Here is a 26,189-nt window from a genome sequence, read left to right as displayed (position 1 = left end):
CTCAGCCCCGCCCGTCGCGGTTGCTGTGCTGGCCGGCCTCGTCCGACGGCTCGTCGTCGGGCAGAGGCGTCACCAGGCCCGGGCGGTCCGCGACGACGACCCGGCGGGCGGCCAGGTCGACCTCGGGCACCAGGGCCTTGACGAACGGCACCAGGGTGTCGCGGCCGTCGGGGGTGCGGACCATCAGCAGGTCCTGGGCGCCGTGGGTCAGCCCGGTCACCTCGCCGAGGTGGGTGCCGTCGAGGTCGGAGACCGCGAGCCCGACCAGCTGGTGGTCGTAGAACTCGTCGGGGTCCTCGGGGGTGGCGTCGACCGGGATGTCGGCGTGCAGCACGCTGCCCCGGGCCGCCTCGGCCCCATTGCGGTCGCCGAGCTCGGCGAAGGTCACCAGCAGCACCTGCTGGTGCCAGCGGAACCGCTCGACCCGCAGCTCACGCAGGCGCGACTCCGAGCCCCGCGGGGGCGTCGCGCGCAGCACGGTGCCGGGTGCGAAGCGGCGCTCCGGCTCGTCGGTGCGGACATCGACGGTGACCTCACCGCGGATGCCGTGCGGCTTGCCGATGCGGCCAACCACGACCTCGATGGTCTCCAACGCGTTCCTTCTTCCAGACGTCGTCACAGGGGGTGGCCGGGTGTCGGCCAGAAATGCAGCACGGGTGCCGCGCCTCGCGGCGCGGCACCCGTGTCGGTGCTCCGTCGGCCTCCGCTCAGCGGCGGCGGTCGACGTCGACGAAGTCGATCCGGGCGCCACCCTTGCCGGCGAGCGCCGAGATGACGGTCCGGAACGCCGAGGCGGTGCGCCCGCCTCGGCCGATCACCTTGCCGAGGTCGTCGGGGTGGACCCGGACCTCGAGGATCGATCCGCGACGCAGTTCCTTGTCACGGACGGAGACGTCATCGGGGTGCTCGACGACCCCGCGCACGAGGTGCTCGAGAGCGTCGGCGAGCATGGCGCTCAGGCCTCGCCCTTGGTCTCGGCGGTCTCCGCCTCGACGGTGGCGTCCTCAGGGCTCTGACCGGCCTTGACGTCGGCAGCCGGAGCGTCCTCGGTCTTCGCCTCAGCCTTGGGCTCGTCCTTCTTGGACTCGTCCTTCTTGGACTCGTCCTTCTTGGCCTTCTTGGTGACGGCCTCGGCCGCCGCGGCGCCGTGCGCCTCCTTGAGGGCCTCGTTGAAGACCTCGAGCTTGTCGCGCTTGGGCTCGGCCACGCGCAGGGTGCCCTCGGTGCCCGGCAGGCCCTTGTGCTTCTGCCAGTCGCCGGTGATCTTGAGGATGGCCTCGACGGCCTCGGTCGGCTGCGCGCCGACGCCCAGCCAGTACTGCGCCCGCTCCGAGGTGACGTCGATGAACGACGGCTCCTCCTTGGGGTGGTACTTGCCGATCTCCTCGATCACACGACCGTCGCGCTTCTTGCGCGAGTCGACGACGACGATGCGGTACTGCGGAACCCGGATCTTGCCGAGGCGCTTCAGACGGATCTTGACGGCCACGTTTGTGGTGTCTCCTTGGAATCGTGAATGGGTGACGGCCTCGTCTCCAGGTGGGGACCGGGCCTTGGCCGCCGATGGCACTGCATCGCCCGGGGTGAGAGGGTCCCGGGCGCACAGGACTCAACAGAACATGATGCCAGACACCTCCGCACCACCGAAATCCGGCCGTGCGCGGGATGTGCCCGGGTCAGGCGGTCTCCACCACTCGGCCCCGCAGCACCACGCACGCGGGGCGGTAGAGCACCGACAGGTCGGCCAGCGGGTCCGCGTCGTACACGACGAAGTCGGCGGGTGCGCCCTCCTCGAGGCCGCTGTTCCAGCCCAGCCACTCCCGGGCGCGCCACGAGGCCGCGCCCAGCACGTAGTCGGCGGGCAGGCCCATCTCGACCATCGCCAGCACCTCGCCGGGCAGGTGCCCGTGGCGCGCCGGGCCGCCGCCGTCGCTGCCGACGTACATCGCGACGCCGGCCTCGTGGGCGCTCATCAGCACCTCGCGGCGGCGGGCGTAGAGATCCTCCATCGTCGTGGCGTACGCCGGGAACTTGGCGCGCCCGTCGCGCGCGAAGGCCGGGAACTTCGCGGTCTGCATGACCGTCGGGACCAGCGCCACGCCCCGCGCAGCCATCTGCTCCACGTGCTCGAGGGAGAGCCCGGTGCCGTGCTCGATGCAGTCGATGCCGGCATCGAGCAGCGCGGGGAGCACGTCGCGCCCGAAGCAGTGGGCGGTGACCTTGGCGCCGTGCTCGTGGGCGGCCGAGATCGCCGCGGCGAAGGACTCCGCGGGGAACGACGGGGTGAGGTCGCCCGCCTCGCGGTCGATCCAGTCGCCGACCAGCTTGACCCACCCGTCGCCTGCCTGCGCCTCGCGGACGGTGCAGGCGACGAGGTCCGCGGGCTCGACCTCGTGGCCGTAGTCGCGCAGGTAGCGGCGGGTGCGGGCGATGTGGCGCCCGGCACGCACCAGGCGCGGCAGGTCCTCGCGCTCGTGCACCCAGCGGGTGTCGGCCGGCGAGCCGCAGTCGCGCAGCAGCAGCGCGCCCACCGCACGGTCGGCGAGCGCCTGGCGCTCGGTCTCCTCGTCGCTGACCGCGCCGGTGTCCTCGAGGCCGAGGTGGTTGTGGGCGTCGACGAGGCCGGGGACGATCCAGCCGCGGGCGGCGGTCTCGGCCCCGGGTTGGCGCTCGAAGGTGATCCGCCCGTCCACGACGTAGACGTCGCGCGTGTCGCCGTCGGGCAGGACCGGTCCGCTGAACCTGAGTGCCGTCATGGCCCCGGACGCTATCGCGCGTCCGGGGCCATGAGGGGCCATGAGGGGTGTGCTCAGCGGTGTCCGCCCCCAGGACCGTGTCCGCCGTGGCCGTGTCCCCCGTGACCGTGGCCCCCGTGGCCGTGGCCGTGGCCGCGGGTGCGGAGCCCCCAGCCGTAGCCGTAGAGCGGGTCCTGGCCGTCACCGACGTTGATCGGCTCCTGCTCCAGCGACCGCGGCCAGCTGACCGAGAGCCGTCCGGTGAACGGGCGGCGACCGAACAGCACGTCCGCCACCCCGGCGCCCTCGCTGCCGGGCAGCCACGAGGCGACCAGGGCGTCGATCTCGGCCAGCAGCGCCGGCTCGATGATCATCGGGCGCCCGGAGACGACCACGACCGTGCAGGTGCGGGCCTGGGCGCACACCGTCTCGACCGCCGCCTGGTCGGCGGCGTTGAGCTGCATGGTCTGCTGCGGGCGCAGCACCCCGTTGTCACCGGGGTCGAAGCCCCACTGCGGACCGCCGACGTCGCCGAAGCCCTCGGCGTACGGCGTCTCGCCCACGACCACGACGCCGTGGGCGCCGCGCGGGACCGGCGTGGACGCGGTCTCGCTGAAGGTCACCGACCCGCGGGCCGCGTCGCGGATCCCGTCGAGGATCGTCTCCCCGGGGATGACGTTGGTCGACCCGCCCTGCCAGGTGAGGGTCCAGCCCCCGGCCTGGTTGCCGATGTTGTCGGCGTTGCTGCCGGCGACGTACACCGGTGCGCGCGAGGCGGAGGGCAGCGGGAGGGTGTGCCGGCGGTTGCGCAGCAGCACCTGCGACTTCGCCACGGCCTCGCGGGCCAGGGCGCGGTGCTGAGGGCTGCCGATCTCCTCGAGGTTGCGCCGGTCGGTGAAGGGACGCTCGAACAGGCCGAGGTCGAACTTGGCGGTGAGGATGCGCCCGACCGCGTCGTCGATCCGCTCGGTCGAGACGGTGCCGTCCTCGACCAGCGAGACCAGCGTCGGGATGAAGTCGCGCCACGCCGTCTCGGTGCCGCTGGCGGGCTCCATGAACATGTCGACACCGGCGTTGACCGAGGTCGCGACCTGGGTCGGGTAGTCGCCCGGGATCTGGTGGATGCCGCGCCAGTCGGAGATCACGAAGCCGTCGAAGCCGAGGTCACCCTTGAGCACGCCGGTGATCAGCTCCTCGTGGGCGTGCATCTTCAGCGGGTCGCCGAGGCCGTCGTCGGTCCAGTCGACGCTGGAGAACGACGGCATCACCGAGCCGACGTCGTGGCGGCGCACGGCCGGGACGTAGGGCGAGAGCGCGAGGCGTGCGAACTCCGCGCGGGAGACCTCGGTGATGCCCTGGTCGATGGTGTAGTCGCCCTCACCGGTGCCGAAGGTGGTCAGCCCGTCGCCGGCGAAGTGCTTGGCGGTGGCGAGCACCCGGTCCGGGCGCCGCAGGTCGCGGTGGCGCCGGCCCTGGAGGCCGTCGATCGCGGCGCCGCCGAGCACCGCGGCGAGGCGCGGGTTCTCCCCGAACGACTCGTAGGTGCGTCCCCAGCGGTCGTCGCGCGCGACGCAGAGGCAGGGCGCGAAGTTCCACTGCGGCCCGCTGGCGCGGGTCTCCTCCGCGGTCACCTGGTTGATGCGCTCCACCAGGCGGGGGTCGCGGGTGGCGCCGAGCCCGATGTTGTGCGGGAAGACCGTCGCACCCCGCAGGTTGCCGTGGCCGTGGACCGCGTCCACGCCGTACAACAGCGGGATGCCGAGCCGGGTGTCCAGCGCGGCCCGCTGGAACTCATCGACCATGTCGGCCCAGCCGGCCGGGGTGTTGTCGGCCGGGACCGAGCCGCCGCCGGACAGCACGCTGCCCAGGCCGTAGGTGGTGACCAGGCTCGGGTCGGCGGCCACGTCGGCGCGCTCGGCCTGGGTCATCTGGCCGACCTTCTCCTCGATGGTCATCCGGGACAGCAGGTCCGCGACCCGCTGGTGGGTCGGCAGCGACGGGTTGCGGTACGCCGGGCGGCCCTTGCCCGGCGCCCCCGCCGCGCCCGTCGTACTGCCGGCGCCGGCGGTCTCCGCGGACGAGGCAGTGGACGCGCCGAGAGCGCCGGTGGCCACCAGGGCCAGCGACAGCGCCGCCGCGGCCAGCGGGGCGGTGCGCCGTCGTGGCGCTCGGGTGCGCGGGGGTGGGACCGGTGTGGTGTGCAGCGTCATGAGGGGCCTCCTTGCCCGATCAAGAACGGCGGGGCGTGCGCCCGCCGACGCGCCCTGGCACGTGCCTCACCTTCGAGCGGCGATTCGGCCCGGGTCAATGCAGAACTCGGCGTCTCACCCGACTTGTTAGTTCACGCCCCGCACGAATAGACCTAGGCTGCCGGACGTGGCTCGTCCCGCTCCCGGGGACCGCCTGCGGGCGGCCACCCGGCGCGCCGTCGTCGCGCTCCTCGCCGCCGAGGGGCCGCTGAGCCGCGCCGACATCGGCCGGCGCACCGGCCTGGCCCGCTCCACGGTCTCGGTCGTCGTGACCGAGCTGCTGGGCAGCGGCGAGGTCGTGGAGCGCAGCGCCCGCGGGGTGCCGCACAAGGGCGGCAGCGGGCGCCCGCCGGTGCTGCTGGAGATCGGCACCCCGCCGGGCACCGTCGCGGGCGTCGACATCGGCCACCGCCATGTGCGGGTGCTGCTCGCCGACCGGTCGGGGGCGCTCCTCGCGGAGACCCACACCGAGGTGGACGTCGACCCCAACGGCGCCCGATCGCTCGACCTGGCCGCGGCGATGACCCGCAGGCTCGCCGGGCAGGAGCGCGACGCCGGGCCGCTCCTGGCCGCCGGGCTGTGCGTGCCGGCTCCGGTCGATGCGAGCACCGGCCGGATCCACTCGGGGATCCTGCGCGGGTGGCGCGGCCTGGCGCCCGCGGCCGAGCTGCGCGAACGGCTCGCGGTCCCGGTGCGCGCCGACAACGACGCCAACCTCGGCGCCCTGGCCGAGCTCCACCACGGGGCCGGGCGCGGCGCGGCCGACCTCGTCTACGTCACGATCTCCAGCGGGCTCGGCGCGGGCGTGGTGCTCGGCGGGCGCCTGCAGCGCGGTGCCAGCGGCATCGCCGGCGAGATCGGCCACGTGCAGGTCGCCGAGGACGGCGCGCTGTGCCGCTGCGGCAACCGCGGCTGCCTGGAGACCCGGGTCTCCGCATCCCGCCTGGTGGAGCAGCTCCAGCCGGCGTACGACGAACCGCTGAGCGCAGCGCGGGTGCGCGAGCTCGACCTGTACGGCGACCCCGGGGTCGCGCGCGTGCTGGGCGACGCGGGGCGGGCCGTGGGCCGGGTGGTGGCCGACCTGTGCAACGTGCTCAACCCCGGTGTGGTCGTGCTCGGCGGGGTGCTGGGAGCGACCGCGTCCACGGTCGCCGGCGCCCGCGAGGCCATCGACCGCTTCGCCCAGCCCGGGGCCGCCAGCGCCGTACGCGTCGTGGCCGGTGAGCTGGGCGACCGCGCCGAGGCGCTCGGCGCCGTGGCGCTGGCCAACGCCCGCCTCTCCACCTCCCACCCCTGATCGCCGAGTCGGCGCCGATGGCGCGCCCCGTCGGCGTCAGATGTGGGAGAGCAGCCAGGAGGGGCTGAGGACCTGGGCGACGGCGGAGGCACTGGCGCCGAGGGCGCGGTCGGCGGTGACCACCGTGACCCGGTGCCCGCGTTCGGCCGCGGCGCGGGCCTCGGCCAGGATCGTGGCGTCGCCGTCGCGCGGGGCGTGCACGGTGCGCACGTGGGCGTCGCGACCGACGCGGACCCCGCCCTTGGCCTGCCCCTCGAGCACCAGCACGACCTCGTCGTACGCCGTGTCGCCGACCAGCAGCCGCTCGTGCAGGCGCCGCGCGGCGCCGGCGCGGTCCTTCCACCAGCCGTCGGGGTTGGCCCCGACCACGTTGGCGCCGTCGACGACGAGGACGGTGCTCATCACCGGCTCACTTGAGGAACTTGGAGAAGTCCTTCGGCAGGTTCAGCGCGGCGGCCGCCTGCTCGTAGTCCACGTCCTCGCCGTCGGGCTTGCCGAAGGGGTTCGCCGCGGCGGCCGGACGCTCGGCCTGGGCGGCCTTCTCCTGCGCCGCCTTGGCCGGGTTGCCCGAGACGCGCTTCTTGCCCTTCTTCGCCTGCTTGGCCTGCTTCGCCTTCTTGCCCGGACCGGGCATGCCCGGGATCCCCGGCATGCCGGGCATCCCCGGGATCCCCCCGCCGCGCGCCATCTGCATCATCATCTTGCGCGCCTCGAAGAAGCGGTCGACGAGATTGTTGACGTCGGAGACCTGGCGCCCCGAGCCCTTCGCGATGCGGGCCCGGCGCGAGCCGTCGATCATCTTGGGGTTGGCCCGCTCGGCCGGGGTCATCGACTGGATGATGGCCTGGATGCGGTCGATCTCGCGCTCGTCGAAGTTCTCGAGCTGGTCGCGGAACTGACCCATCCCGGGCAGCATGCCCATGATCTTCGACATCGAGCCGAGCTTGCGGACCTGCTGCATCTGCTGCAGGAAGTCGTCGAGGGTGAAGTCGCCCTTGCCCGAGAGCTTCTCGGCCGCCTTCATCGCCTGCTCGGCGTCGAAGGTCTTCTCGGCCTGCTCGATCAGGGTCATGACGTCGCCCATGTCGAGGATGCGCGAGGCCATGCGGTCGGGGTGGAAGAGGTCGAAGTCGGTCATCTTCTCGCCGTTGGAGGCGAACATGACCGGCTTGCCGGTGAGCGAGCGGATCGAGAGCGCCGCGCCACCGCGGGCGTCACCGTCGAGCTTGGTGAGCACGACGCCGTCGTAGCCGACCCCGTCGAGGAACGCCTGCGCCGTGGTGACGGCGTCCTGGCCGATCATCGCGTCGACGACGAAGAGGACCTCGTCGGGGTTGACCGCGTCGCGGATGTCGGCGGCCTGCTGCATCAGCTCGGCGTCGACGCCGAGTCGACCGGCGGTGTCGATGATGAGGACGTCGTGCAGCTTGCGCTTGGCCTCGTCGAGGGCCTCGCGGGCGACCGCGACCGGGTCGCCGACGCCGTTGCCCGGCTGCGGCGCGAACACGGGTACGCCGACGCGCTCGCCGTTGACCTGCAGCTGGTTGACCGCGTTGGGCCGCTGGAGGTCACAGGCAGCCAGCATCGGCGTGCGGCCCTGCTCCTTGAGCCACAGCGCAAGCTTGGCGGCCAGCGTCGTCTTGCCGGCGCCCTGGAGGCCGGCGAGCATGATCACGGTCGGACCGGTCTTGGCGAAGCGCAGGCGCCGGGTCTCGCCGCCGAGGATCTCGACGAGCTCCTCGTTGACGATCTTGACGATCTGCTGGGCGGGGTTCAGCGCCTGGCTGACCTCCTCGCCGCGGGCCCGGTCCTTGACCGCGCCGACGAACTCCTTGACGACCGGGAGGGCGACGTCGGCCTCCAGCAGCGCGATGCGGATCTCGCGCGCGGTGGCGTCGATGTCGGCCTCGGAGAGCCGGCCCTTCCCCCGGAGGTTCTTGAAGGTGTCGGCGAGGCGGTCGGAAAGAGTGGCGAACACGAAAGGTGGTCCTCGGTCCTGTGGGTGGGTGATCAGCGCAAATCCTAACGGGCGCGCGTCGATCCGCCGCCCCGGCGCGACGAATCGACCTGCGGGGCCGCGCGGGGTACCCGTCCCGCAATGCGACGTAGGTCACAATGACGTCGTCGAAACGGCACCTGGAGGACCCATGGAGACCACCACGCCCAGCCCGCACGCCGACCGACCGCGCTCCCCCGCGCCCCGTGGCCGACCGGGCCCGCTCTCGATCCTGATCTGGGTCCTCGTCGCCGTCGTCGGCGCGGTGTGCTGGACGGTGCTCGCCCTCGCCCGCGGCGAGGAGGTCTCGGCGCTGTGGATCCTGTTCGCCGCGCTCGCGTCGTACGCCATCGCCTACCGGTTCTACTCCCGGTTCATCGCCCGGCGGGTGCTGGAGGTCGACGACACCCGGGCCACCCCGGCGGAGCGGCTCGATGACGGCGTCGACTTCGAGGTCACCGACCGCCGGGTGCTGTTCGGGCACCACTTCGCCGCGATCGCGGGCGCCGGGCCGCTGGTCGGACCGGTCCTCGCCGCGCAGATGGGCTACCTGCCCGGCACGATCTGGATCGTCGTCGGCGTCATCCTGGCCGGTGCCGTGCAGGACATGATCGTGCTGTTCTTCTCGATGCGCCGCGACGGCAAGAGCCTGGGGCAGATGGTGCGCGACGAGATCGGCGTGGTCGGCGGCACCGCGGCGCTGATCGCGGTCTTCGCGATCATGATCATCATCTTGGCGGTGCTCGCGCTGGTCGTGGTCAATGCACTGGCCGAGTCGCCGTGGGGCGTGTTCTCGATCGGCCTGACCATCCCGATCGCGCTGTTCATGGGCGTCTACCTGCGCTTCCTGCGCCCCGGGCGGGTGCTCGAGGTGACCGCGATCGGGGTCGTGCTGCTGCTGCTGGCCATCATCGGCGGCGGCTACGTCGACGGCACCGCCCTCGGCGACGCGCTGACTCTGTCCCCCGAGACGCTCACCCTGTGCCTGGTCGTCTACGGCTTCATCGCCTCGGTGCTGCCGGTGTGGACGCTGCTGACCCCGCGCGACTACCTCTCGACGTTCATGAAGGTCGGGGTGATCGTGCTGCTCGCGATCGGGTTCGTCCTCGCCCGCCCGGTCCTCCAGGCCGACGCCGTCACCAGCTTCGCCCGTGACGGCGACGGCCCGGTCTTCGCCGGCGAGCTGTTCCCGTTCGTCTTCATCACCATCGCCTGCGGCGCGCTGTCCGGCTTCCACGCGCTGATCTCCTCGGGCACCACGCCCAAGATGATCGCCAAGGAGAGCCAGGTCCGGATGATCGGCTACGGCGGCATGCTGATGGAGTCCTTCGTGGCCATCAGCGCACTGATCGCCGCCGTGGTCATCGACCAGGGCATGTACTACGCGATGAACAGCCCGGCCGGCGCGACCGGCGGCGACTTCACCTCCGCCGCGGAGTACGTCACCGGGCTCGGCTTCACGATCACCCCCGAGCAGCTCCAGGCGGCCGCCGCGGCGGTCGAGGAGCAGACACTCGTCTCGCGCACCGGCGGGGCGCCGACCCTGGCGTTCGGCATCTCCCAGATCTTCGAGGAGGCGTTCGGCGGCGGGCTCGCGGCGTTCTGGTACCACTTCGCGATCATGTTCGAGGCGCTGTTCATCCTCACCGCCGTCGACGCGGGCACCCGGGTCGGCCGGTTCATGCTGCAGGACACCATCGGCAACGTGTGGACGCGCTTCGGCGACACCTCCTGGAAGCCCGCGGCCTGGGGCGCCAGCGCGGTCGTCGTGGCCGCGTGGGGCTCGATGCTCTACATCGGCGTGAGCGACCCGCTCGGCGGCATCAACCAGCTCTTCCCGCTGTTCGGCATCGCCAACCAGCTGCTGGCCGCGATCGCGCTGACCCTGTGCGTCACGCTGCTGATCAAGCACGGCAAGCTGCGCTGGGCCTGGGTGCCGGGTGTCCCGCTCGTGTGGGACCTCGTGGTCACGATGACGGCGAGCTGGCAGAAGGTGTTCTCCGACGACCCGGCGATCGGCTACTTCGCCCAGGCCGACCGCTACCGCACGGCCCGCGACGCCGGCGAGGTCCTGGCTCCGGCCGCGGACGCCTCACAGATGGACCAGGTGGTCTTCAACTCCACGCTGAACGGCGTGCTGCAGGCGACCTTCGCCGTGCTGGTGATCGTCGTGGTCGCCAACGCAGCGGTGGTCTGCGTGCGCGCCGCCCGCGCCGGGGGGCTGCCGACGACCGAGGTGCCCTACACGCCCTCCCACATCGTCGCCCCGAGCGACTTCTTCGCCACCGCCGAGGAGAAGGTCGCCGTGCGCGAGTGGGAGCAGTCGCGTCGTGAGGACCCGACCCGGCTCGCCGGTGACCCGCGATGAGCACCTCGCGTACGACGGCCCGCCCCGGCCCGCTGCGGCGGGCCGCGGCGGGGCTGCGCTGGTACCTGCGCGAGGTGAGCGGCGAGTCGCGCTGGGACGACTACCTCGCCCGGTGTGCCGCGGACGGTCGCACCCCGATGTCGCGTCGCGAGTTCGAGCGGCACCGCGCCGACCTGCGCGAGCACCAGCAGACCGGCCGCTGCTGCTAGGGCGACGGAGGGGCTTCCCCGCCGAGCGCGGCTCGTACGGCGTGCGCCGCCTCGGCGGCCCGGGAGTCCGAGAGCGCGCCGGCCCCGGCCTCCTGCAGGTAGAACACGTCGACCGCCTGCGGCCCCAGGGTGTCCACGTGCGCCGAGCGCACCGCCACGTCGAGGTGCGCGAGGGCGGAGCAGACGAGGTAGACCACGCCCGGGCGGTCGTCGGCGCGCACCTCCAGCACCGTGGCCTGCGCCGACGCCTCGGGTCGTACGGCGACGTTCGGGGCGAGCGTCTGCCGGGCCGACTGGCGCGAGAGGCGGGGCTGCGGGTCGAGGCGGCCCTCGAGGATCGCCTCGTAACGCTCACGCAGCAGCGCGGGGTCGAGGTCCTCACCGTCGAGCTGCCACACGCTGACGCCGTAGTGGTCCTGCGCCCACGCCCGGGCGGCGCGCACCGGCAGCCGCTGGAGCGCGAAGGTCGCGGCGACGTCGGCGAGCAGCCCGACCCGGTCCGGCGCGATCGCGGTCACCCGCGAGCCGTCGCGCACCGGCTCGATGTCCAGCACCAGGCGACCCCGGGCGGCCTCCCGGGGCAGTACGACGTCCTCGCCGACCACCCGCGCCGGGGAGACCTCCCCCTGCAGCACCCCGCGCACCCGCCGGGTCAGGTCGCGCACCAGCCCGGCACGCCAGGTGGTCCAGGCCTGCGGCGCCGTCGCGCGGGCGTCGGCCTGGGTCAGGGCGGCCAGCAGGTCGAGCGCCTCGGCGTCGCGCAGCCGCTCGGCGACCAGCGCGACGGTGGCGGGGTCGTCGGGGTCGCGGGTGGTCGCGGTCTCCGCCAGCAGCAGGTGCCAGCGCACCAGGCGGGCCACCAGGTCGACGGCGTCGTCGTCGAAGCCCATCCGGGTCGCAATCGCCCGGGCGATCGGCTCCCCCGCGACGCTGTGCTCGGTGAGCCGGCCCTTGCCGATGTCGTGCAGCAGGGCGGCGACCATGAGCACGTCGGGACGGTTCACCTCCCGGATCAGCGCCGAGGCCTCGATGCAGGTCTCGACCACGTGCCGGTCGACGGTGAAGCGGTGGATCACCGAGGCGTGCGGCAGCAGCCGGATCGCCTCCCACTCGGGCAACAACGCGTCCAGCGCGCCGGTCTCCTCCAGGGTCTCCCAGACCGGGAGCAGCCCCGGCCCCGCGGCCAGCAGCCGCACCATCAGGTGCCGCGCCTCGTCGGGCCAGGGGTCGCACAGCGGCGGGCACTCGCGCGCCAGCCGGGCCGCGGTGAGCGGCGACAGCACCAGGTCGCGCTCGGCCGCGACGGTCGCCGCCCGCAGCAGCAGCAGCGGGTCCCGGTCGGGCTGTGCGCCCTTCGCCAGCACGACCTCCGCTCGTGACACCGCGACCCCGGGCGCCACCGACACCAGCGCAGGACGTCGTACGCCGACCGCTGCCGGCTGGGCGACCCGCGCGTCCACCCGGCGCCAGGAGAGCCGCGAGAGGTGGGTGATGCGGCGTCCGAGCTCACGCACGTGCACCTGCGCGGCCCGGGCGTCGGCGAGCCCCAGCCCCTCGGCCAGGTCGGTCCACATCTCCGGGGCGATCCGGTCCGAGGCGCGCCCGGCGAAGGTCTGCACGAGGTCGCGCACGTCGAGCAGCGCGCGGCGGCTCTGCTCGAGCTCGACGTGCGGCACGTCGACCAGCCAGGTCGCCAGCAGCGCCTTGAGCACCCCGGCGTCGCGCAGGCCGCCGCCGGCCTCCTTGACCTCGGGGACCGAGAGGTGCGCGAGCTCACCGACGCGGCGGTGCCGCTCGCGCACCAGACGCTGCAGCTCGGGCAGGCGGCGCAGCGCGCCGCGGCGCCACTGGGCGAGCACCTGGGTGCGCAGCCGCAGCGTGAGGTTCGGGTCCCCGGCGAGGTGGCGCGCGTCGAGCAGCCCGAGCGCCACCCGCAGGTCGTCCTCCGCGGCGCGCTGCACCTCGGCCAGCGTGCGCACCGCGTGGTCGACCCGGGCGCCGGAGTCCCACAGCGGGTACCACACCCGCTCGGCGAGCTCCCCCGGCTCGACCCCCTCGTCGCAGACCAGGACCACGTCGAGGTCGGAGTGCGGCGCCAGCTCGCCGCGGCCGTAGCCGCCCACCGCGACCAGCGCGATCCCGGTGTCCGGCCCCCCGCACGCGGCGTACGCCGTGGCGCACAGCGCGTCGGCCTCGCTCGTACGACGGGCCCGCTCGGCTGCGGTCACGAGAGCGGTCCTGGGGTTCCTGCGGGGCGTGCGGGGCGTGCGCTGCCGGGGTTCATCCGGTGGTCTCCTGGTGGTGCGGTCGGGGGCGGGCCGGGCCAGGGCCGCGCGGGCGGACGCCGCGCGACGGGGGCTGCATCATCTCGCAGGACGCACCACGGCCCGACCCCCCATCGGGGAGCCGGGCCGTGGTGGTTCAGCGGTGTCGGATCACAGAGCTCGGATCAGAGGGCCGCTTCGTCGCGGTCGCCGGTGCGGACCCGGACGACCGTCTCGACCGGGCTGACCCAGACCTTGCCGTCCCCGATCCGCCCGGTCTGGGCGGTCTTGACGATGATCCCGACGACGTCGTCGGTGTCCTCGTCCTCGGTGACGATCTCGATGCGGATCTTGGGCACCAGCGCGATGTCGTACTCCGCGCCCCGGTAGACCTCGGTGTGGCCCTTCTGGCGGCCGTAGCCGCTGACCTCGCTGACGGTCATGCCCGTCACCCCGAAGGTCTCCAGGGCCTCACGGACGTCTTCCCACTTGTGCGGCTTGATGACCGCGGTCACGAGCTTCATGCGTTGGCTCCTTCGCTGGGGGTGGTGGACGCCGGGGCGGAGCCACCGGCGAGGACCGACGCACGGCGGGTGGCGCCGCTGCCGGTGAAGTCGTAGGCGGCCTCCCCGTGGTCGGCGAAGTCGATGCCCGTGACCTCGTCCTCCTCGGGGAGACGCAGGCCGATGACCGCCTTGACGATGAGCGCGACGATCACGGTGGCCACGGCGGACCAGAGGATCGCGAACAGGGCGACGACGAACTGGACCACGAGGAGCTTGAGGCCGTCACCGTAGAACAGGCCGCCCGCGGTGGCGACGAAGCCGACGCCGACGGTGCCCACGATGCCACCGACGAGGTGGACGCCGACGACGTCGAGGGAGTCGTCGTAGCCGAGCTTGTACTTCAGGCCGACGGCCAGGGCGCACAGGGCGCCGGCGACCAGGCCGAGGATGATCGCGCCGATCGGCGAGACGGCCCCACAGGCCGGGGTGATCGCGACCAGACCGGCGACGACGCCCGAGGCGGCACCCAGCGAGGTGGCCTTGCCGTCACGCAGCTTCTCGATGACCAGCCAGCCGAGGATCGCGGCGGCCGCGGCGACCGTGGTGTTCAGCCAGACCAGGCTGGTCTCGCTCAGGAACTGCGCGGCGTCGCCCTCGGCGCTGTCGCCGGCGAAGACGATCGAGCCGACGTTGAAGCCGAACCAGCCGAACCAGAGCAGACCGGCGCCGAGCATGGTGAGCGGCAGGTTGTGCGGCTTCATCGGCTCCTTGCCGAAGCCGAGGCGCTTGCCGAGCATGAGGGCCAGGATCAGGCCGGCGACACCGGCGTTGATGTGGACGACCGTGCCGCCGGCGTAGTCGATCGGCGCCACCTCGGCGCCGTCAGGACCGGAGAAGAGCAGGTCGGCCAGGCCGTTGGTCGAGTGGCTGAGGAAGCCGCCGCCCCAGACCATGTGGGCCAGCGGGAAGTACGACAGCGTCACCCACAGCGGGAGGAACAGCAGCCAGGCGGAGAACTTCATCCGGTCGGCGATCGCGCCGCTGATCAGCGCGGCGGTGAGCACCGCGAAGGTCAGCTGGAAGCCGACGAAGATGTAGTCCTGGCCCGCGACGCCGTCGAGGCCGAAGAGCTCGAAGGGGTTGGCGAAGAGCATCGCGATGTCAGTGTCGCCGTAGGACATGCTCCAGCCCCACAGGACGTAGATGACACCGACGACTCCCATGGAGGAGAACGACATCATCATCATGTTGAGCACGGACTTGGACCGGCTCATGCCGCCGTAGAACAGCGCGAGGGCGGGCGTCATCATCAGGACGAGTGACGCCGCGATCAGCATCAAGGCGTGGTAGCCGTAGTCCATCGAACCTCCAGGGTTAGCGATCTGTGGACGACGGGGACCCCTGACGGCGTTGTCTCCTCGGGCCGGCTCCGTGTCCGTTCTCCTAGACCCTCGGTCCCGGAGGTTTCGCCATGGACCGCTGTTTGTTGCTGGCAGGAAACGAGTCCGAGGTGTTTGTTACATCTGGATGTCGCCTGGAGTCCGGCCGTTTGCCCGTCGTAGCGCCTGGGAACGCCGCGACCCCGGCCGCGCGGACGCGGACCGGGGTCGAGGCAGGGTGCGGGACGAAGCTCAGCCGAGCAGGGCGTCCACGAACGCGCCCGGGTCGAACGGCGCGAGGTCGTCAGCGCCCTCGCCGAGCCCCACCAGCTTGACCGGTACGCCGAGCTCGCGCTGGACGGCCACGACGATGCCGCCCTTGGCCGAGCCGTCGAGCTTGGTGAGCACGATGCCGGTGACGTCGACGACCTCGCTGAAGACCCGCGCCTGGATCATGCCGTTCTGGCCGGTCGTGGCGTCGAGGACGAGCAGCACCTCGGTGACCGGCGCCTGCTTCTCGATCACCCGCTTGACCTTGCCGAGCTCGTCCATCAGGCCGGCCTTGTTCTGCAGCCGACCAGCGGTGTCGACGATGACGGTGTCGACGCCGCGGTCGACGCCCTCCTTGACCGCGTCGAAGGCGACGCTGGCGGGGTCGGTGCCCTCGGGGCCGCGGACGACCTCGACGCCGACGCGCTCGCCCCAGGTGGCGAGCTGCTCGACAGCGGCGGCACGGAAGGTGTCGGCCGCGCCGAGCACCACGCTGCGCTCCTCAGCGACCAGGATGCGCGAGATCTTGCCGACCGTCGTGGTCTTGCCGGCGCCGTTCACGCCGACGACCAGGACGACGCCGGGCTTGCCGTCCTCGCCGCTGACCTGCAGGCGGCGGTCCATGTCGGGATCGACAAGGGTCAGCAGCTCCTCGCGCAGGATGGTGCGCGTCTCCGCCGCCGAGAGGCCCTCGACGCGCATGCGGGTGCGCAGCCGCTCGACCAGCTCCTGGGTGGGCACGACGCCCACGTCGGCGGTGAGCAGGGTGTCCTCGATGGACTCCCAGGTGTCCTCGTCGATCCGGTCGCGGCTGAGCAGCGCGAGCAGGCCGCGGCCCAGGCCACCCTGGGAGCCGGCGAGGCGCTGGCGCAGACGCACCAGGCGCGAGGCGGTGCCCTCGGGCCGCTCCAGGGCCGGGAGCTCCGGCTCCTCGACGATGACGGCCGGCTCGGCCTCGACCTCGGGCTCGATGGTCGCCGGCGGCGAGCTGAGCTCCACCGGCGGCGCGTCGGGATCGGTCGGCGGCGTCGCGATGACGTCGGTGTGGGTGCGCGGCAGCGGCTTGGGCTTGCGCCGGCCGCTCACCAGCAGGCCGGCGACAGTGACGACCAGCGCGACGCCGACGACGGCGACGAGCAGGATCACGAGGGCGAGAGATTCCATGGGCCCAATCCAACCAGAGGCCCCGGCGCGGATCCGCGCCGCAGGCGCTCAGCCGGTCGGACCGCCGGGGACGAACTCCACCACCCGGTCCGCCACCCGCTCCAGGAGCGACGCGTCGTGGGAGATGGCCACCACGCCCAGACCCGCGGCGCGTGCCGCCGCCATCAGGTCGTGCCACACCACCGCCTGGTTGACCGCGTCCAGGCTCGCCGAGATCTCGTCGGCGACGAGGTAGGTCGGCCCGGCCCGCAGTGCCCGGGCCAGGTTGACCCGCTGCAGCTGGCCGCCGCTGAGCTCGTGGGGGAACCGGTCGTGCCAGCCCGGGTCGACCAGCCCGCCGTCCGTGCCTCCCCCAGCCTCGTCGGGACCAGCCTCGTGGGGACCAGCCTCGTGGGGGCCTGCCTCGTGGGGGCCGGCCTCAGCGAGGACGTCGCGGACCCGCCAGCGCGGGTTCATGGCCGCCTGCGCGTCCTGGGCCAGGTACTGCACCTCCCGGCAGGGACGCACGATCCGGCCCCGCGGCGTACGCACCTCGCCCCGCGCGGGTCGCAGCAGGCCGGCCAGGACGCGGCCCAGGGTGGACTTGCCGATGCCGGAGGGCCCGCGCAGCCCGACGACCTCGCCGGCGCGCACCTGGAGGCTCGCCGCGCGCAGCACCCAGGGGTCGTCGCCGCCGTGGCGGAACCAGACCTCGTCTGCCTGCAGCGTCATGCCACCGCCGCCGCGCCGCCCACCGGCTCCGCGAGCGCGCGGCGTACCAGCGCCTCCTCGCCGGGCAGGTGGAACCCGTTGGCGGGCATCGCGCGCCACAGCGCACGGCTGTACGGGTGCACGAGCCCGGCGCCGTCGCCGGCGAACTGGGCGGGGAGCGCGGTCTCGAGGGTGGTGCCGTGGTCGGTGACCACGATCCGGTCCGCGATGTCCAGCACGCCGACGAGGTCGTGGCTGATCAGCACCACGGCGGCGCCGGCGTCGGCGAGCCCCCGGATCTCCGCCAGCGTGCGCCGGGCGGAGTCGGGGTCGAGGCCGGGGGTGGGCTCGTCGGCCACGAGCAGGCGGCGCGGCGAGGACAGCACCATCGCCAGCAGCACCCGGCGGGCCATCCCGCCGGAGAGCTCGTGGGGATAGCGGGCCAGCACCTCCGGGCCGAGACCGCGGGCGGCGAGGACCGCCTCGGCGTCGGCCGCCGGGCGTCCCCCCAGCTCGAGGGCTCGGGCCACCTGGGCACGCACCGTCGCGGTCGGGTCGAGGTGGCTCATCGACTGCGGCAGCATGGCGACCTCGCCACCCACGAGTGCCGCGCGGCGCGCGTCACTCAGCGGAGCCCCGTCGTAGCGGATCTCACCGCTGGTGGAGGCGTTGGTCGGGAGCAGGCCGAGCACCGCGAGCCCGAGCAGGGTCTTGCCGGACCCGGAGGCACCGACCAGGGCGGTGACCTCCCCGGCCCGGGCCTGGAGCGTCATGCCGCGCACCGGGGTGAGGTGGCGTCGACGCAGCCCGCGGGCGTACTGGGTGAAGCTCACCGACAGGTCGCGTACGTCGAGCAGCGGCGCGCCGGGGGCGGTGTCGGTCGAGACGGGTCGAACGCTCATCGGTGGTGGCTCCTGGGGTCGGTGAGGGCACGCAGGTTGTCGCCGATCGTGTCGACGAGCAGGACGAGGACGAGCAGGCACAGGCCGGGCAGCACCGCGAGCCACCACTGGCCGGTCGACAAGAACCGCATCGAGTCGCGCAGCAGCACCCCGACCGCGGGCTGGGAGGCGTCCACGCCCAGGCCGAGGAACGACAGGGCGGCCTCGTGCATGATCGCGTGCGGGAACAGCAGCACCCCCCCGACGAGCACGTGCGGCAGCAGGTGGGGCATGACGTGGCGGCGGGCGACGTGCCAGCGCCCGTGCCCGAAGCCGCGCGCGAGCGCGGCGTAGTCGGAGCGGGCGACCACCCGTCCCTGGGCGATGAGCACCCGGGTCAGGCTCGGCCAGTGCGTGACGGCGACCGCGATCACGACCGCCTCGGTGCCGCCGCCGAGCGCGAAGGTGACCAGGATCAGCAGCACCAGGTGCGGGACGGACAGGAACAGGTTCACCAGCCAGGTCACGCACGCCTCCGCGCGCCGCCCGGCTGTGGTGGCGAAGGCGGCGAGCAGCAGCGCGATCACCGCGGACCCGGCCGCGGCGACCAGGCCGACGACGAGGCTGAGCCGCAGCCCGACCAGCACCCGGGCGAGCAGGTCGCGGCCCAGCCAGTCGGTGCCGAACGGGTGCGCGGCCGAGGGCGCCACGAGCTTGTCCGCCAGGTCGGTGGCCCCGGCGCGCGGCTCCAGCGCGAAGGCGGCCACGACGACCGCGACGACGATCCCCAGCGCCACCAGGGTGACGTTGAGCGTGCGGCGGCGGGTGTTGCGGGTCGGGACCGGCAGGCTCAGGGTGCTCATGCGCTCACCTGCCCGACGGCGGCGTGGCGATCCGGGCGCGCCGCGGACCTGCCTTGGACGTCCCGGGCGGCGCGCGGGTCGAGCCGGCGGTGCACCAGGTCGCCCAGGGTGTTGCCGACGAAGACCAGTGCCGCGGTGACGAGCGCGATGGCGAGCAGGAGCGGCACGTCCTGGCGCAGCGCGGCCTGGGTGGTCGCCTGCCCCAGCCCCGGGTAGGAGAAGACCTGCTCGGCGAGAACGGAGCCTCCGAACAGCTCGCCGATGCTCGCGAACTGCAGCATCACCGCCGGGGCGGCGGCGTTGCGCAGCACCCGGCGTACCAGGACCCCACGCGGGGTCTCCCCCAGCGAGCGCGCGAACGTGACGTGGTCCTGCGCCAGCACCTCGGCCACGGCCTGGCGGGTGTGCAGCGTGATCGGGCCGACCCCGACGACGCTGAGCGCGAGCATCGGCAGCAGCATGTGGTGCAGGCGCTGCCACAGCGTGACGTCCTCGCTCAGCACCCCGATCGGGCCGGCGCAGCAGACGGGGGTCCACTGCAGCCAGACCGAGAAGACGTAGAGCAGGATCAGGCCGACCCAGAACGTCGGGGCCGAGGAGAGGGTGTAGGCCCACCAGGTGATGCCGCGGTCCACCAGGGTGCCGCGACGCGCCCCGGCCAGCACGCCCAGCACGAAGCCGAACAGCCCGGAGAGCAGCCAGGCCCCGGCCATCAGCCCGAGGCTGGCCACCAGGCGGGACCCGATGACCTCGGTGACCGGCTGGCCGTAGATGTGGGACTGCCCGGCGTTGCCCTGCAGGAGCTCGCCGGCCCAGGTCACGAAGCGCTCCGGTGCCGAGTCGTCCAGGCCCCAGCGCTGCTCGATGAGCTCGCGCTGCTCGGGGCCGACGGCGGTGAGCTCCGCGCCGATGTAGGCGTCGACGGGGTCGACCGGCGAGGCCGACATCAGCGCGAAGGACGCCACGGCCACCGCGGCCAGCAGCAGCGCCAGCTGGGCGGCCTTGCCCGCGACGCCCCTCGCCAGCCTCAGCACGACCACCGCCACCCGGCGATGCCGGCGGTCAGCGGCCACCCGTGGCCGTGCGGCTCGACCACCGGCTCACCGAGGTCGAGGCAGGAGCGGACGTAGTAGGTGTGGTCGAGGTTGACCAGCCAGGCCCACGGGGCGTCGGCGGCCGGGCCGGAGGGGACCTGGGCGGCCTGCCAGTGCCGGGTGGCGACGTCGGGGTCGGTGGCCGCCAGCGCGGCCTCGAGGTGCCGGTCGACCTCGTCGTCGGCGTACATCCCGGGGTTGTTGTACTCGATGCCGGCCTGGGAGGAGGCGAGGTGGTTGTACATCTCCATCGGGTCGTGGCTGCCCCAGCCGAAGAGGACCGGGTCGGCGTGCAGCCGCTGCTCGATCTCCTCCCAGCTGCCCGCCTGGGCGGTGATCGCGATCCCGGCGTCGTCGACCATGTCGGCCACGGCGAGTGCGAGGTTCTGGCGCAGCGAGTCGCCGGCCGGGTAGTGCAGGGTCAGCTCGGCGGCCACGCCGTCCTTCTCGCGTACGCCGTCGCCGTCCTCGTCGGTCCAGCCGGCCTGCTCCAGGAGCGTGGCGGCGGCCTCGGGGTCGGCGTCCTCGATCGCGGTGGACGGCTCGAACCACGGCGCCTCATCGACCGGGCCGTACGCCGGGGAGCCGTGGCCGTCGAGCACGCCGGCGACCAGCGCCTCGCGGTCCACGGCCAGGTTGATCGCGCGTCGTACGACGACGTCGGAGGTCACGTCGTTGCCGATCGGGCGACCCTCGGGCGTGGTCCGCCCCTGGTCGGGCAGGGTGGGGAAGGACAGCGCCCGGTTGTCGAGGCTGGGCACGGTGAGGAGCCACATGTCCGCGATGTCCTGCGACGCCATCGACGACGGGACGCCGGCCAGGTCGACCTGCCCCGACCGGAGCGCGGCGAGCGTCGCGTCCTCGTCGGTGAAGAGGAAGACCAGCCGCTCGAAGTCGGGCTGCTCGCCGTAGTAGTCGTCGTTGCGCTCGACCACCAGCTGCTGCCCGGGCTCCCAGGAGACGAAGGTGTAGGGCCCGGAGCCGACCGGCTGCCGGGCATAAGCGGGCCCGTGGGCGTCCCGGGGCACGATGCCCAGGCTGACGAGGCGGTTGACGAAGGTGCTCTGGGCGCGGCGCAGCCGCAGCTCCACGGTGGTGGGACCGGTGGCCTCGGCGCGCTCCAGGACCGTGACGTCGGTGAGCCCGCCCGAGCGCGAGGCCTGGTTGAAGGTGTAGGCGACGTCCTCGGCCGTCACCGGCGAGCCGTCGGTGAACCGCGCGTCGTCGCGGATCTGCACGGTCCAGACCCGACCGTCCCGGCTCACCTCCCAGTCGGTGGCGAGGTCGCCGGTGACCTCCAGGTCAGCGGTGCGCTGCAGGAGCGTGGACTGGAAGAGGGGCGAGCCGTAGCGACCCCAGCCGAGGGTGGGGTCGAACCCGTCGTCGGGCTCCCCGCCCAGGGCCAGCGTGAGCTGGGCCGGCTTCTCCCCCGCCGTGGCCGGGGAGGGGTCGGAGGCGCAGCCGCCCAGGAGAGCGGTCGCCAGCACGGCGACCGCGGCCAGCGCGGTGGATCGGGCGGGACGACGCACGGGAACCCTCTCAGGTCGTTATTGCGAGTTGTTCGCAATAGCAGACCCTAAGGCATGGCGCGCGCTCCGTGCGGCCGTTCCTGCAGACGAGACGGCGTTTCGTTTTTGGCAGTCAGCGTGTGCGAGGGCGCCGCTTGCGGCCGTCGCTCAGCGAGGCGGCCAGGTGTGCGTCGTGGTCGTCGGCGCCGTCGTGCTCGACCACGGAGACCGAGCCCTTGACCCGGCGCATCGCGCGCCCGAGCCGGGGCAGCTTCGGGATGTCGCGGCCGCGGTGCGGGTAGGCGGCGTACACGACGACGGCGGCAGCCACGGCGACGATGAGGACCATGGACAGCACCACGTAGGTCATGAGGGGGATCTCCCGAGTGAGACGAGGGGCGACCGGTGCAGGCACCGGCCCGAGGGGGGTGTCCAGCGTCCCAGTCCGGCCGCGCCGGCCGGCACCCGGTCCTTGGTCCTCCTCGTCGCAGGACCGACTCCCCGCACCGCGTGGCCATTGGCCGGTGCCCGTCGGCGCGTGGCGCCCCCGTGTGCGCTACGGGCGCAGCAGCGGCTCGACCGCGGCGCGGATCACGTCCGGCATCGGCGCCACCGGGCGGTCGCCCGCGCCGGCGGCGTTGTCGACGTACACGTGCACGAAGCGGCCCTCGGCGGCCGCCTCGTCGGAGTCGCCCTGGAAGAGCCCGATCCGGTAGACGATCGAGGAGGTGCCGACCTTGTCGACGACCATCCCGGTCTCGATCGGCTCGGGGAAGCCGATCTCGCGGAAGTAGCGGCACGAGGTCTCCGCCACCACCCCGATCTGGGGCAGGTGGCGCACGTTGGTGCCGGTCGCCTCGAACAGGTGCGCGTTGACGGCCGTGTCGAACAGCTCGTAGTACGTCGCGTTGTTGAGGTGGCCGTAGGCGTCGTCGTCGCGCCAGCGGGTGGTCACCGTGCGCCAGGCGACGTAGTCCGCGCGGGTGGGGCGGGCCGGACGGGTGCGCTCCTCGCTCATGCGGGCTCCACCTCCCGCAGCCGCTGGCTGATCACGGCCGAGACGCCGTCTCCACGCATCGTGACTCCGTACAAGGCGTCTCCGACCTCCATGGTCCGTTTCTGGTGGGTGATGACGAGCAGCTGCGAGCTCTCCCGCAGCTCCTCGTAGATCTCGAGCAGCCGGCCCAGGTTGGTGTCGTCCAGGGCCGCCTCGACCTCGTCGAGGATGTAGAACGGCGAGGGGCGCGCCTTGAACAGCGCCACCAAGAAGGCCACCGCGACCAGCGAGCGCTCGCCGCCGGAGAGCAGCGAGAGCCGCTTGACCTTCTTGCCGGCCGGTCGCGCCTCGACCTCGATGCCGGTGGTGAGCATGTCGGAGGGGTCGGTGAGGACCAGGCGGCCCTCCCCTCCGGGGAAGAGCCGGGCGAAGGTCGCGTCGAAGGCGCGCTCCACGTCGGCGTAGGCCTCGGTGAAGACCTGCTCGACGCGGGCGTCGACCTCTCGGACGATGTCGAGGAGGTCCTTGCGGGTGCGGCGCAGGTCCTCCAGCTGCTCGGTGAGGAACTTGTGCCGCTCCTCCATCGCCGAGAACTCCTCCAGCGCCAGCGGGTTGACCTTGCCCAGCTGGGCCAGGGCGCGCTCGGCGGCGCGCAGCCGCTTCTGCTGCTCCTCGCGGACGTACGCCGTGGGCTCGAGCGGTTCCCCGTCGGGGCCGGGCTCGGTGGCCGGCACCGGCTGGTCGGGGCCGTAGTCGGCGACCAGCGCATCGGGGGCGGTGCCGAGCTCCTCGACCGCGCGCTCCTCGAGCTGCTCGATGCGCATGCGCTGCTGGGCGCGGGCCATCTCGTCGCGGTGGGCGGCGTTGAGGAGCTCATCGTGCGCGCGGGCCAGGTCGCGCAGGCTCGACCGCACGGCCATCAGCTCCTGCTCGCGGGCGCGGCGGGCCTGCTCGACCTCCGCGCGGTGCTCGGCGGCCCGCGCCACGGAGTCCTCCAGGCGGGTGAGCACGTGCGCCACGGCGGCGCCGACGGCCTTCGCGGCGCGACCCTCCTGGCGGGCGCGCTCGCGGCGCTCGGCGGCCCGGGCACGGGCCTCGCGCTCGCTGCGGGCGGCGCGCAGCAGCGAGTCGGCGCGCCCGCTCATCGCGCGGGCCCGCTCCTCGCTGGTGCGCAGCGCCAGCCGGGCCTCGGTCTCCTCCTGGCGGGCCGCGCGGGCGGCCTCGGTCAGCTGCTCGCGGGTGCCGGTGTCCGGCTCCTCCTCGGGGGTCTCCTCGGCGCTGGCCAGCCGGGCCTCCAGCTCGGCCAGCCCGGCGACGGCCTGCTCGCGGGCCTGCTGGGCGGCCTCGATGGCCCGGGCGAGCCGCTCCGCCTCGCCGCGGGCGGCGCGAGCCAGCGAGCCGTGCTGGCCGAGCTCCTCGGCCACGGCGGCCAGGGTCGCGTCGGACTCGTGCAGGCGGGCCAGCGCGACGTCGACACGCTGCTGGGCCTCGTGCCGCTCCGCCTCGAGCCGGCTGACCTCGAAGCCGAGCCGCTCGGCGCTCGCGGTCACCTCGGCGAGCTGCTCGGCCGCCTCGTCGACGGCCGCCTGGACCTCGATCAGGCTGGGCTGGCTCGCGGAGCCGCCGGAGGCGAAGTGGGTGCCGATCAGGTCGCCCTCACGGGTCACCGCGGTGAGCTCTGGCAGCTCGCGCACCAGGACCCGGGCGGCGTCGAGGTCCTCGACGACCGCGACCCGGCGTACCAGCCGGGCGAGGGCGGCGCGGAGCTCGCCCGGGCACTCCACGACGTCGCGCACGTACGCCGCGTGCTCGGGCAGGGCCGGCCAGTCGTCGTCGTCCGGTGCTCCCCCGCCGAGCAGCAGCGCGGCGCGCCCGAGGTCCTCGGCGCGCAGGTGGGTCATCGCGGCCACCGCGGTGTCGGCGTCGGCGACGGCCACGGCGTCCGCCGCCCGACCCAGCGCGCCCGCGACCGCGGCCTCGTAGCCGGGCCGGACGGTGAGCAAGGCGGCCACCGAGCCGAGCAGGCCGGAGACGGTGTCGGTCGCGGCGAGCAGGGCGCCGGCGCCGTCCTTGCGGTTCAGCCCGATCTCCAGGGCGTCCTTGCGCGCGGCGAGCGAGGAGCGCTCCCGCTCGGCCTGCTGGACCTCCTCGCGGAGCTTGACCAGGCGCGCCTCGAGGTCGTCGAGGGCCGCGACGGCCGCTTCGTGCTCGGCGTCGAGGTCCTCCTCCCCCGCGTCGAGCCCGGCGACCTGGGTCTCCAGGGCGGTGAAGTCGCGCTGGGCGCGCTGGGCGCGGGCGAGGGCGTCCTCGCGGTTGGCGGTGAGGCGGCCGACCTCCTCGTCGGCGGCCACGGCGCGCGAGCGCATGGCGTTGACCTGACCGTGCAGCCGCGCCAGGCCCTCGCGGCGATCGGCCGCGGCGCGCTGGAGGGCGGCGACCCTGCGGTCCTCCTCGGTCGCGGCGTCCTCGGCGGCGCGGCGGGCGGTGACGGCCTGCTCGAGGGCGAGGCGCCGGGCCTCGACCTCCGCGGCGATCTGCTGCTCCTGGGTGCGCGCCTGCTCGGCCTGCGCCTCGAGCTCCTCGGGGTCGCGGCCGCCGCGGTGCTCGCTCTCAGCGGTCGCGGTGGCGTTGCGCAGCCGCTCGGCGGCCAGCGACTGGGTGCCGAGCAGCCGCTCGCGCAGCCCGGAGAGCGCGAACCAGGTGTCCTGGGCACGCGACAGGGCCGGCAGGTCCTCGCGGAGCGCGGCCTCGAGCTCGCTCTCCTGGGCGCGCGCCGCGGCGGTCTGCTGCTCCAGCTCCGCACGCCGCTCCAGCAGGGCGGACTCGTCGGCCATCTCGCGCTCCAGCGCGGTGCGGGCGGTGACCAGGTCGTCGGCGAGCAGGCGGGCCCGGGCGTCGCGGACGTCGGCCTGGACACCGGCCGCACGACGCGCCACCTCGGCCTGGCGGCCCAGCGGCTTGAGCTGGCGCCGGATCTCGGCGATGAGGTCGTTGAGCCGGTGCAGGTTGGCGTCGGTGGAGTCGAGCTTGCGCAGCGCCTTCTCCTTGCGCTTGCGGTGCTTGAGGACCCCCGCGGCCTCCTCGATGAACCCGCGCCGGTCCTCCGGCGTCGCGTGCAGGATCTGGTCGAGCTGGCCCTGCCCCACGATCACGTGCATCTCACGGCCGATGCCGGAGTCGGAGAGCAGCTCCTGGACGTCGAGCAGGCGGCAGGTGTTGCCGTTGATGGCGTACTCCGAGCCGCCGCTGCGGAACATCGTGCGGCTGATCGTCACCTCGGTGTACTCGATCGGCAGCGCGCCGTCGGAGTTGTCGATGGTCAGCACCACCTCGGCGCGACCGAGCGGCGGGCGCCCCGACGTACCGGCGAAGATGACGTCCTCCATCTTGCCGCCGCGCAGCGACTTGACCCCCTGCTCTCCCATCACCCAGGCGAGCGCGTCGACGACGTTGGACTTGCCGGAGCCGTTGGGCCCGACGATGCAGGTGATCCCCGGCTCGAGCTGGAGCGTGGTCGCGGAGGCGAAGGACTTGAACCCCTTGAGGGTCAGGCTCTTCAGGTACACCCGGGGCTCCCATCACGCTGGACTTCAGGGACGAGGCGCTCGGCCGGCACAGCAGGGGCACAGCACCGGCACAGCACCGCAGGCGGGGAAGCGCGGCGCGCGCCAGCCTACCGATGTGCTCCGGCGGTTCGGCGTTCCCACGCGGGTGGCGTG

The 26,189-nt window shown here is 73.6% G+C and carries 22 protein-coding genes; 3 read left to right on the top strand and 19 right to left on the bottom strand.

Features of this window, described 5'->3' with window-relative positions; translation table 11 throughout:
• Nucleotide 1: 1 nt before the first annotated feature.
• The 5 genes from rimM to GFH29_RS06820 form a co-directional block, all read right to left on the bottom strand.
• The gene (rimM, locus tag GFH29_RS06840; RefSeq protein WP_153337741.1) at nucleotides 2–592 is read right to left on the bottom strand and encodes a ribosome maturation factor RimM; all 591 of its coding nucleotides are present in this window, start codon (nucleotides 590–592) and stop codon (nucleotides 2–4) included.
• Between the two features lie 115 nt (nucleotides 593–707).
• Nucleotides 708–950 carry an RNA-binding protein gene (locus GFH29_RS06835; protein ID WP_153322635.1) on the bottom strand — a complete coding sequence of 81 codons (243 nt, stop codon included), beginning with the start codon at nucleotides 948–950 and terminating at the stop codon, nucleotides 708–710.
• A 5-nt stretch (nucleotides 951–955) separates the two neighbouring features.
• Nucleotides 956–1,489, bottom strand: coding sequence for a 30S ribosomal protein S16 (gene rpsP / locus GFH29_RS06830; RefSeq protein ID WP_153322634.1), 534 nt, complete (start codon nucleotides 1,487–1,489; stop codon nucleotides 956–958).
• 187 nt (nucleotides 1,490–1,676) lie between these two features.
• Nucleotides 1,677–2,756: an amidohydrolase family protein gene (locus tag GFH29_RS06825; protein ID WP_153322633.1), complete on the bottom strand. Its 1,080-nt coding sequence runs from the start codon at nucleotides 2,754–2,756 to the stop codon at nucleotides 1,677–1,679.
• Between the two features lie 53 nt (nucleotides 2,757–2,809).
• The gene (locus GFH29_RS06820) at nucleotides 2,810–4,945 is read right to left on the bottom strand and encodes a glycoside hydrolase family 3 protein (protein ID WP_153322632.1); all 2,136 of its coding nucleotides are present in this window, start codon (nucleotides 4,943–4,945) and stop codon (nucleotides 2,810–2,812) included.
• A 166-nt stretch (nucleotides 4,946–5,111) separates the two neighbouring features.
• On the opposite strand from GFH29_RS06820, the gene GFH29_RS06815 reads away from it, so the two are divergent.
• Nucleotides 5,112–6,281 carry an ROK family transcriptional regulator gene (locus tag GFH29_RS06815; protein WP_153322631.1) on the top strand — a complete coding sequence of 390 codons (1,170 nt, stop codon included), beginning with the start codon at nucleotides 5,112–5,114 and terminating at the stop codon, nucleotides 6,279–6,281.
• A gap of 36 nt (nucleotides 6,282–6,317) precedes the next feature.
• Here the strand turns inward: GFH29_RS06815 and GFH29_RS06810 are convergent, their stop codons facing one another.
• Nucleotides 6,318–6,683, bottom strand: a complete 366-nt coding sequence (locus tag GFH29_RS06810) for a hypothetical protein (protein ID WP_153322630.1) — start codon at nucleotides 6,681–6,683, stop codon at nucleotides 6,318–6,320.
• A gap of 7 nt (nucleotides 6,684–6,690) precedes the next feature.
• The gene (gene ffh / locus GFH29_RS06805) at nucleotides 6,691–8,259 is read right to left on the bottom strand and encodes a signal recognition particle protein (RefSeq protein WP_153322629.1); all 1,569 of its coding nucleotides are present in this window, start codon (nucleotides 8,257–8,259) and stop codon (nucleotides 6,691–6,693) included.
• 169 nt (nucleotides 8,260–8,428) lie between these two features.
• Between ffh and GFH29_RS06800 the strand changes: the two genes are divergently transcribed.
• Nucleotides 8,429–10,645, top strand: coding sequence for a carbon starvation CstA family protein (locus GFH29_RS06800; protein WP_153322628.1), 2,217 nt, complete (start codon nucleotides 8,429–8,431; stop codon nucleotides 10,643–10,645).
• The gene (locus GFH29_RS06795) at nucleotides 10,642–10,854 is read left to right on the top strand and encodes a YbdD/YjiX family protein (protein WP_153322627.1); all 213 of its coding nucleotides are present in this window, start codon (nucleotides 10,642–10,644) and stop codon (nucleotides 10,852–10,854) included. The genes GFH29_RS06800 and GFH29_RS06795 overlap by 4 nt, the downstream gene beginning before the upstream one ends.
• On the opposite strand, the gene GFH29_RS06790 is transcribed toward GFH29_RS06795, so the two are convergent.
• The 12 genes from GFH29_RS06790 to smc form a co-directional block, all read right to left on the bottom strand.
• Entirely contained in the window at nucleotides 10,851–13,082 is a 2,232-nt protein-coding gene (locus GFH29_RS06790) for a [protein-PII] uridylyltransferase (RefSeq protein WP_194289081.1), read from the bottom strand. The genes GFH29_RS06795 and GFH29_RS06790 overlap by 4 nt on opposite strands.
• Nucleotides 13,083–13,303: 221 nt before the next feature.
• Nucleotides 13,304–13,642, bottom strand: coding sequence for a P-II family nitrogen regulator (locus GFH29_RS06785; protein WP_153322625.1), 339 nt, complete (start codon nucleotides 13,640–13,642; stop codon nucleotides 13,304–13,306).
• Nucleotides 13,639–14,985, bottom strand: coding sequence for an ammonium transporter (locus GFH29_RS06780; protein ID WP_228387813.1), 1,347 nt, complete (start codon nucleotides 14,983–14,985; stop codon nucleotides 13,639–13,641). The genes GFH29_RS06785 and GFH29_RS06780 overlap by 4 nt, the downstream gene beginning before the upstream one ends.
• Before the next feature lie 270 nt (nucleotides 14,986–15,255).
• Nucleotides 15,256–16,437 (bottom strand): signal recognition particle-docking protein FtsY, encoded by a 1,182-nt coding sequence (gene ftsY / locus GFH29_RS06775; RefSeq protein WP_153322624.1) that lies wholly within the window; start codon nucleotides 16,435–16,437, stop codon nucleotides 15,256–15,258.
• Nucleotides 16,438–16,485: 48 nt separating this feature from the next.
• Nucleotides 16,486–17,148, bottom strand: coding sequence for an ABC transporter ATP-binding protein (locus tag GFH29_RS06770; protein ID WP_153322623.1), 663 nt, complete (start codon nucleotides 17,146–17,148; stop codon nucleotides 16,486–16,488).
• Nucleotides 17,145–18,029 (bottom strand): ATP-binding cassette domain-containing protein, encoded by an 885-nt coding sequence (locus GFH29_RS06765; RefSeq protein WP_153322622.1) that lies wholly within the window; start codon nucleotides 18,027–18,029, stop codon nucleotides 17,145–17,147. Before GFH29_RS06765 ends, GFH29_RS06770 begins: the two co-directional genes overlap by 4 nt.
• Nucleotides 18,026–18,871: an ABC transporter permease gene (locus tag GFH29_RS06760; protein ID WP_153322621.1), complete on the bottom strand. Its 846-nt coding sequence runs from the start codon at nucleotides 18,869–18,871 to the stop codon at nucleotides 18,026–18,028. Before GFH29_RS06760 ends, GFH29_RS06765 begins: the two co-directional genes overlap by 4 nt.
• Nucleotides 18,868–19,905 carry an ABC transporter permease gene (locus tag GFH29_RS06755; protein WP_228387812.1) on the bottom strand — a complete coding sequence of 346 codons (1,038 nt, stop codon included), beginning with the start codon at nucleotides 19,903–19,905 and terminating at the stop codon, nucleotides 18,868–18,870. Before GFH29_RS06755 ends, GFH29_RS06760 begins: the two co-directional genes overlap by 4 nt.
• The gene (locus tag GFH29_RS06750) at nucleotides 19,899–21,494 is read right to left on the bottom strand and encodes an ABC transporter substrate-binding protein (protein WP_153322620.1); all 1,596 of its coding nucleotides are present in this window, start codon (nucleotides 21,492–21,494) and stop codon (nucleotides 19,899–19,901) included. The genes GFH29_RS06755 and GFH29_RS06750 overlap by 7 nt, the downstream gene beginning before the upstream one ends.
• 112 nt (nucleotides 21,495–21,606) lie before the next feature.
• The gene (locus tag GFH29_RS06745) at nucleotides 21,607–21,843 is read right to left on the bottom strand and encodes a hypothetical protein (RefSeq protein ID WP_153322619.1); all 237 of its coding nucleotides are present in this window, start codon (nucleotides 21,841–21,843) and stop codon (nucleotides 21,607–21,609) included.
• 186 nt (nucleotides 21,844–22,029) lie between these two features.
• Entirely contained in the window at nucleotides 22,030–22,491 is a 462-nt protein-coding gene (locus GFH29_RS06740) for an acyl-CoA thioesterase (protein ID WP_153322618.1), read from the bottom strand.
• Entirely contained in the window at nucleotides 22,488–26,036 is a 3,549-nt protein-coding gene (gene smc, locus GFH29_RS06735) for a chromosome segregation protein SMC (RefSeq protein ID WP_153322617.1), read from the bottom strand. Before smc ends, GFH29_RS06740 begins: the two co-directional genes overlap by 4 nt.
• Nucleotides 26,037–26,189: the final 153 nt, after the last annotated feature.

This window comes from Nocardioides sp. dk884 (genome assembly GCF_009557055.1).
In the GTDB taxonomy this organism is placed as follows: domain Bacteria; phylum Actinomycetota; class Actinomycetes; order Propionibacteriales; family Nocardioidaceae; genus Nocardioides.
The sequence above is the reverse complement of the archived record's forward strand: the minus strand, read 5'-3'. Positions and strand labels throughout refer to the sequence as shown.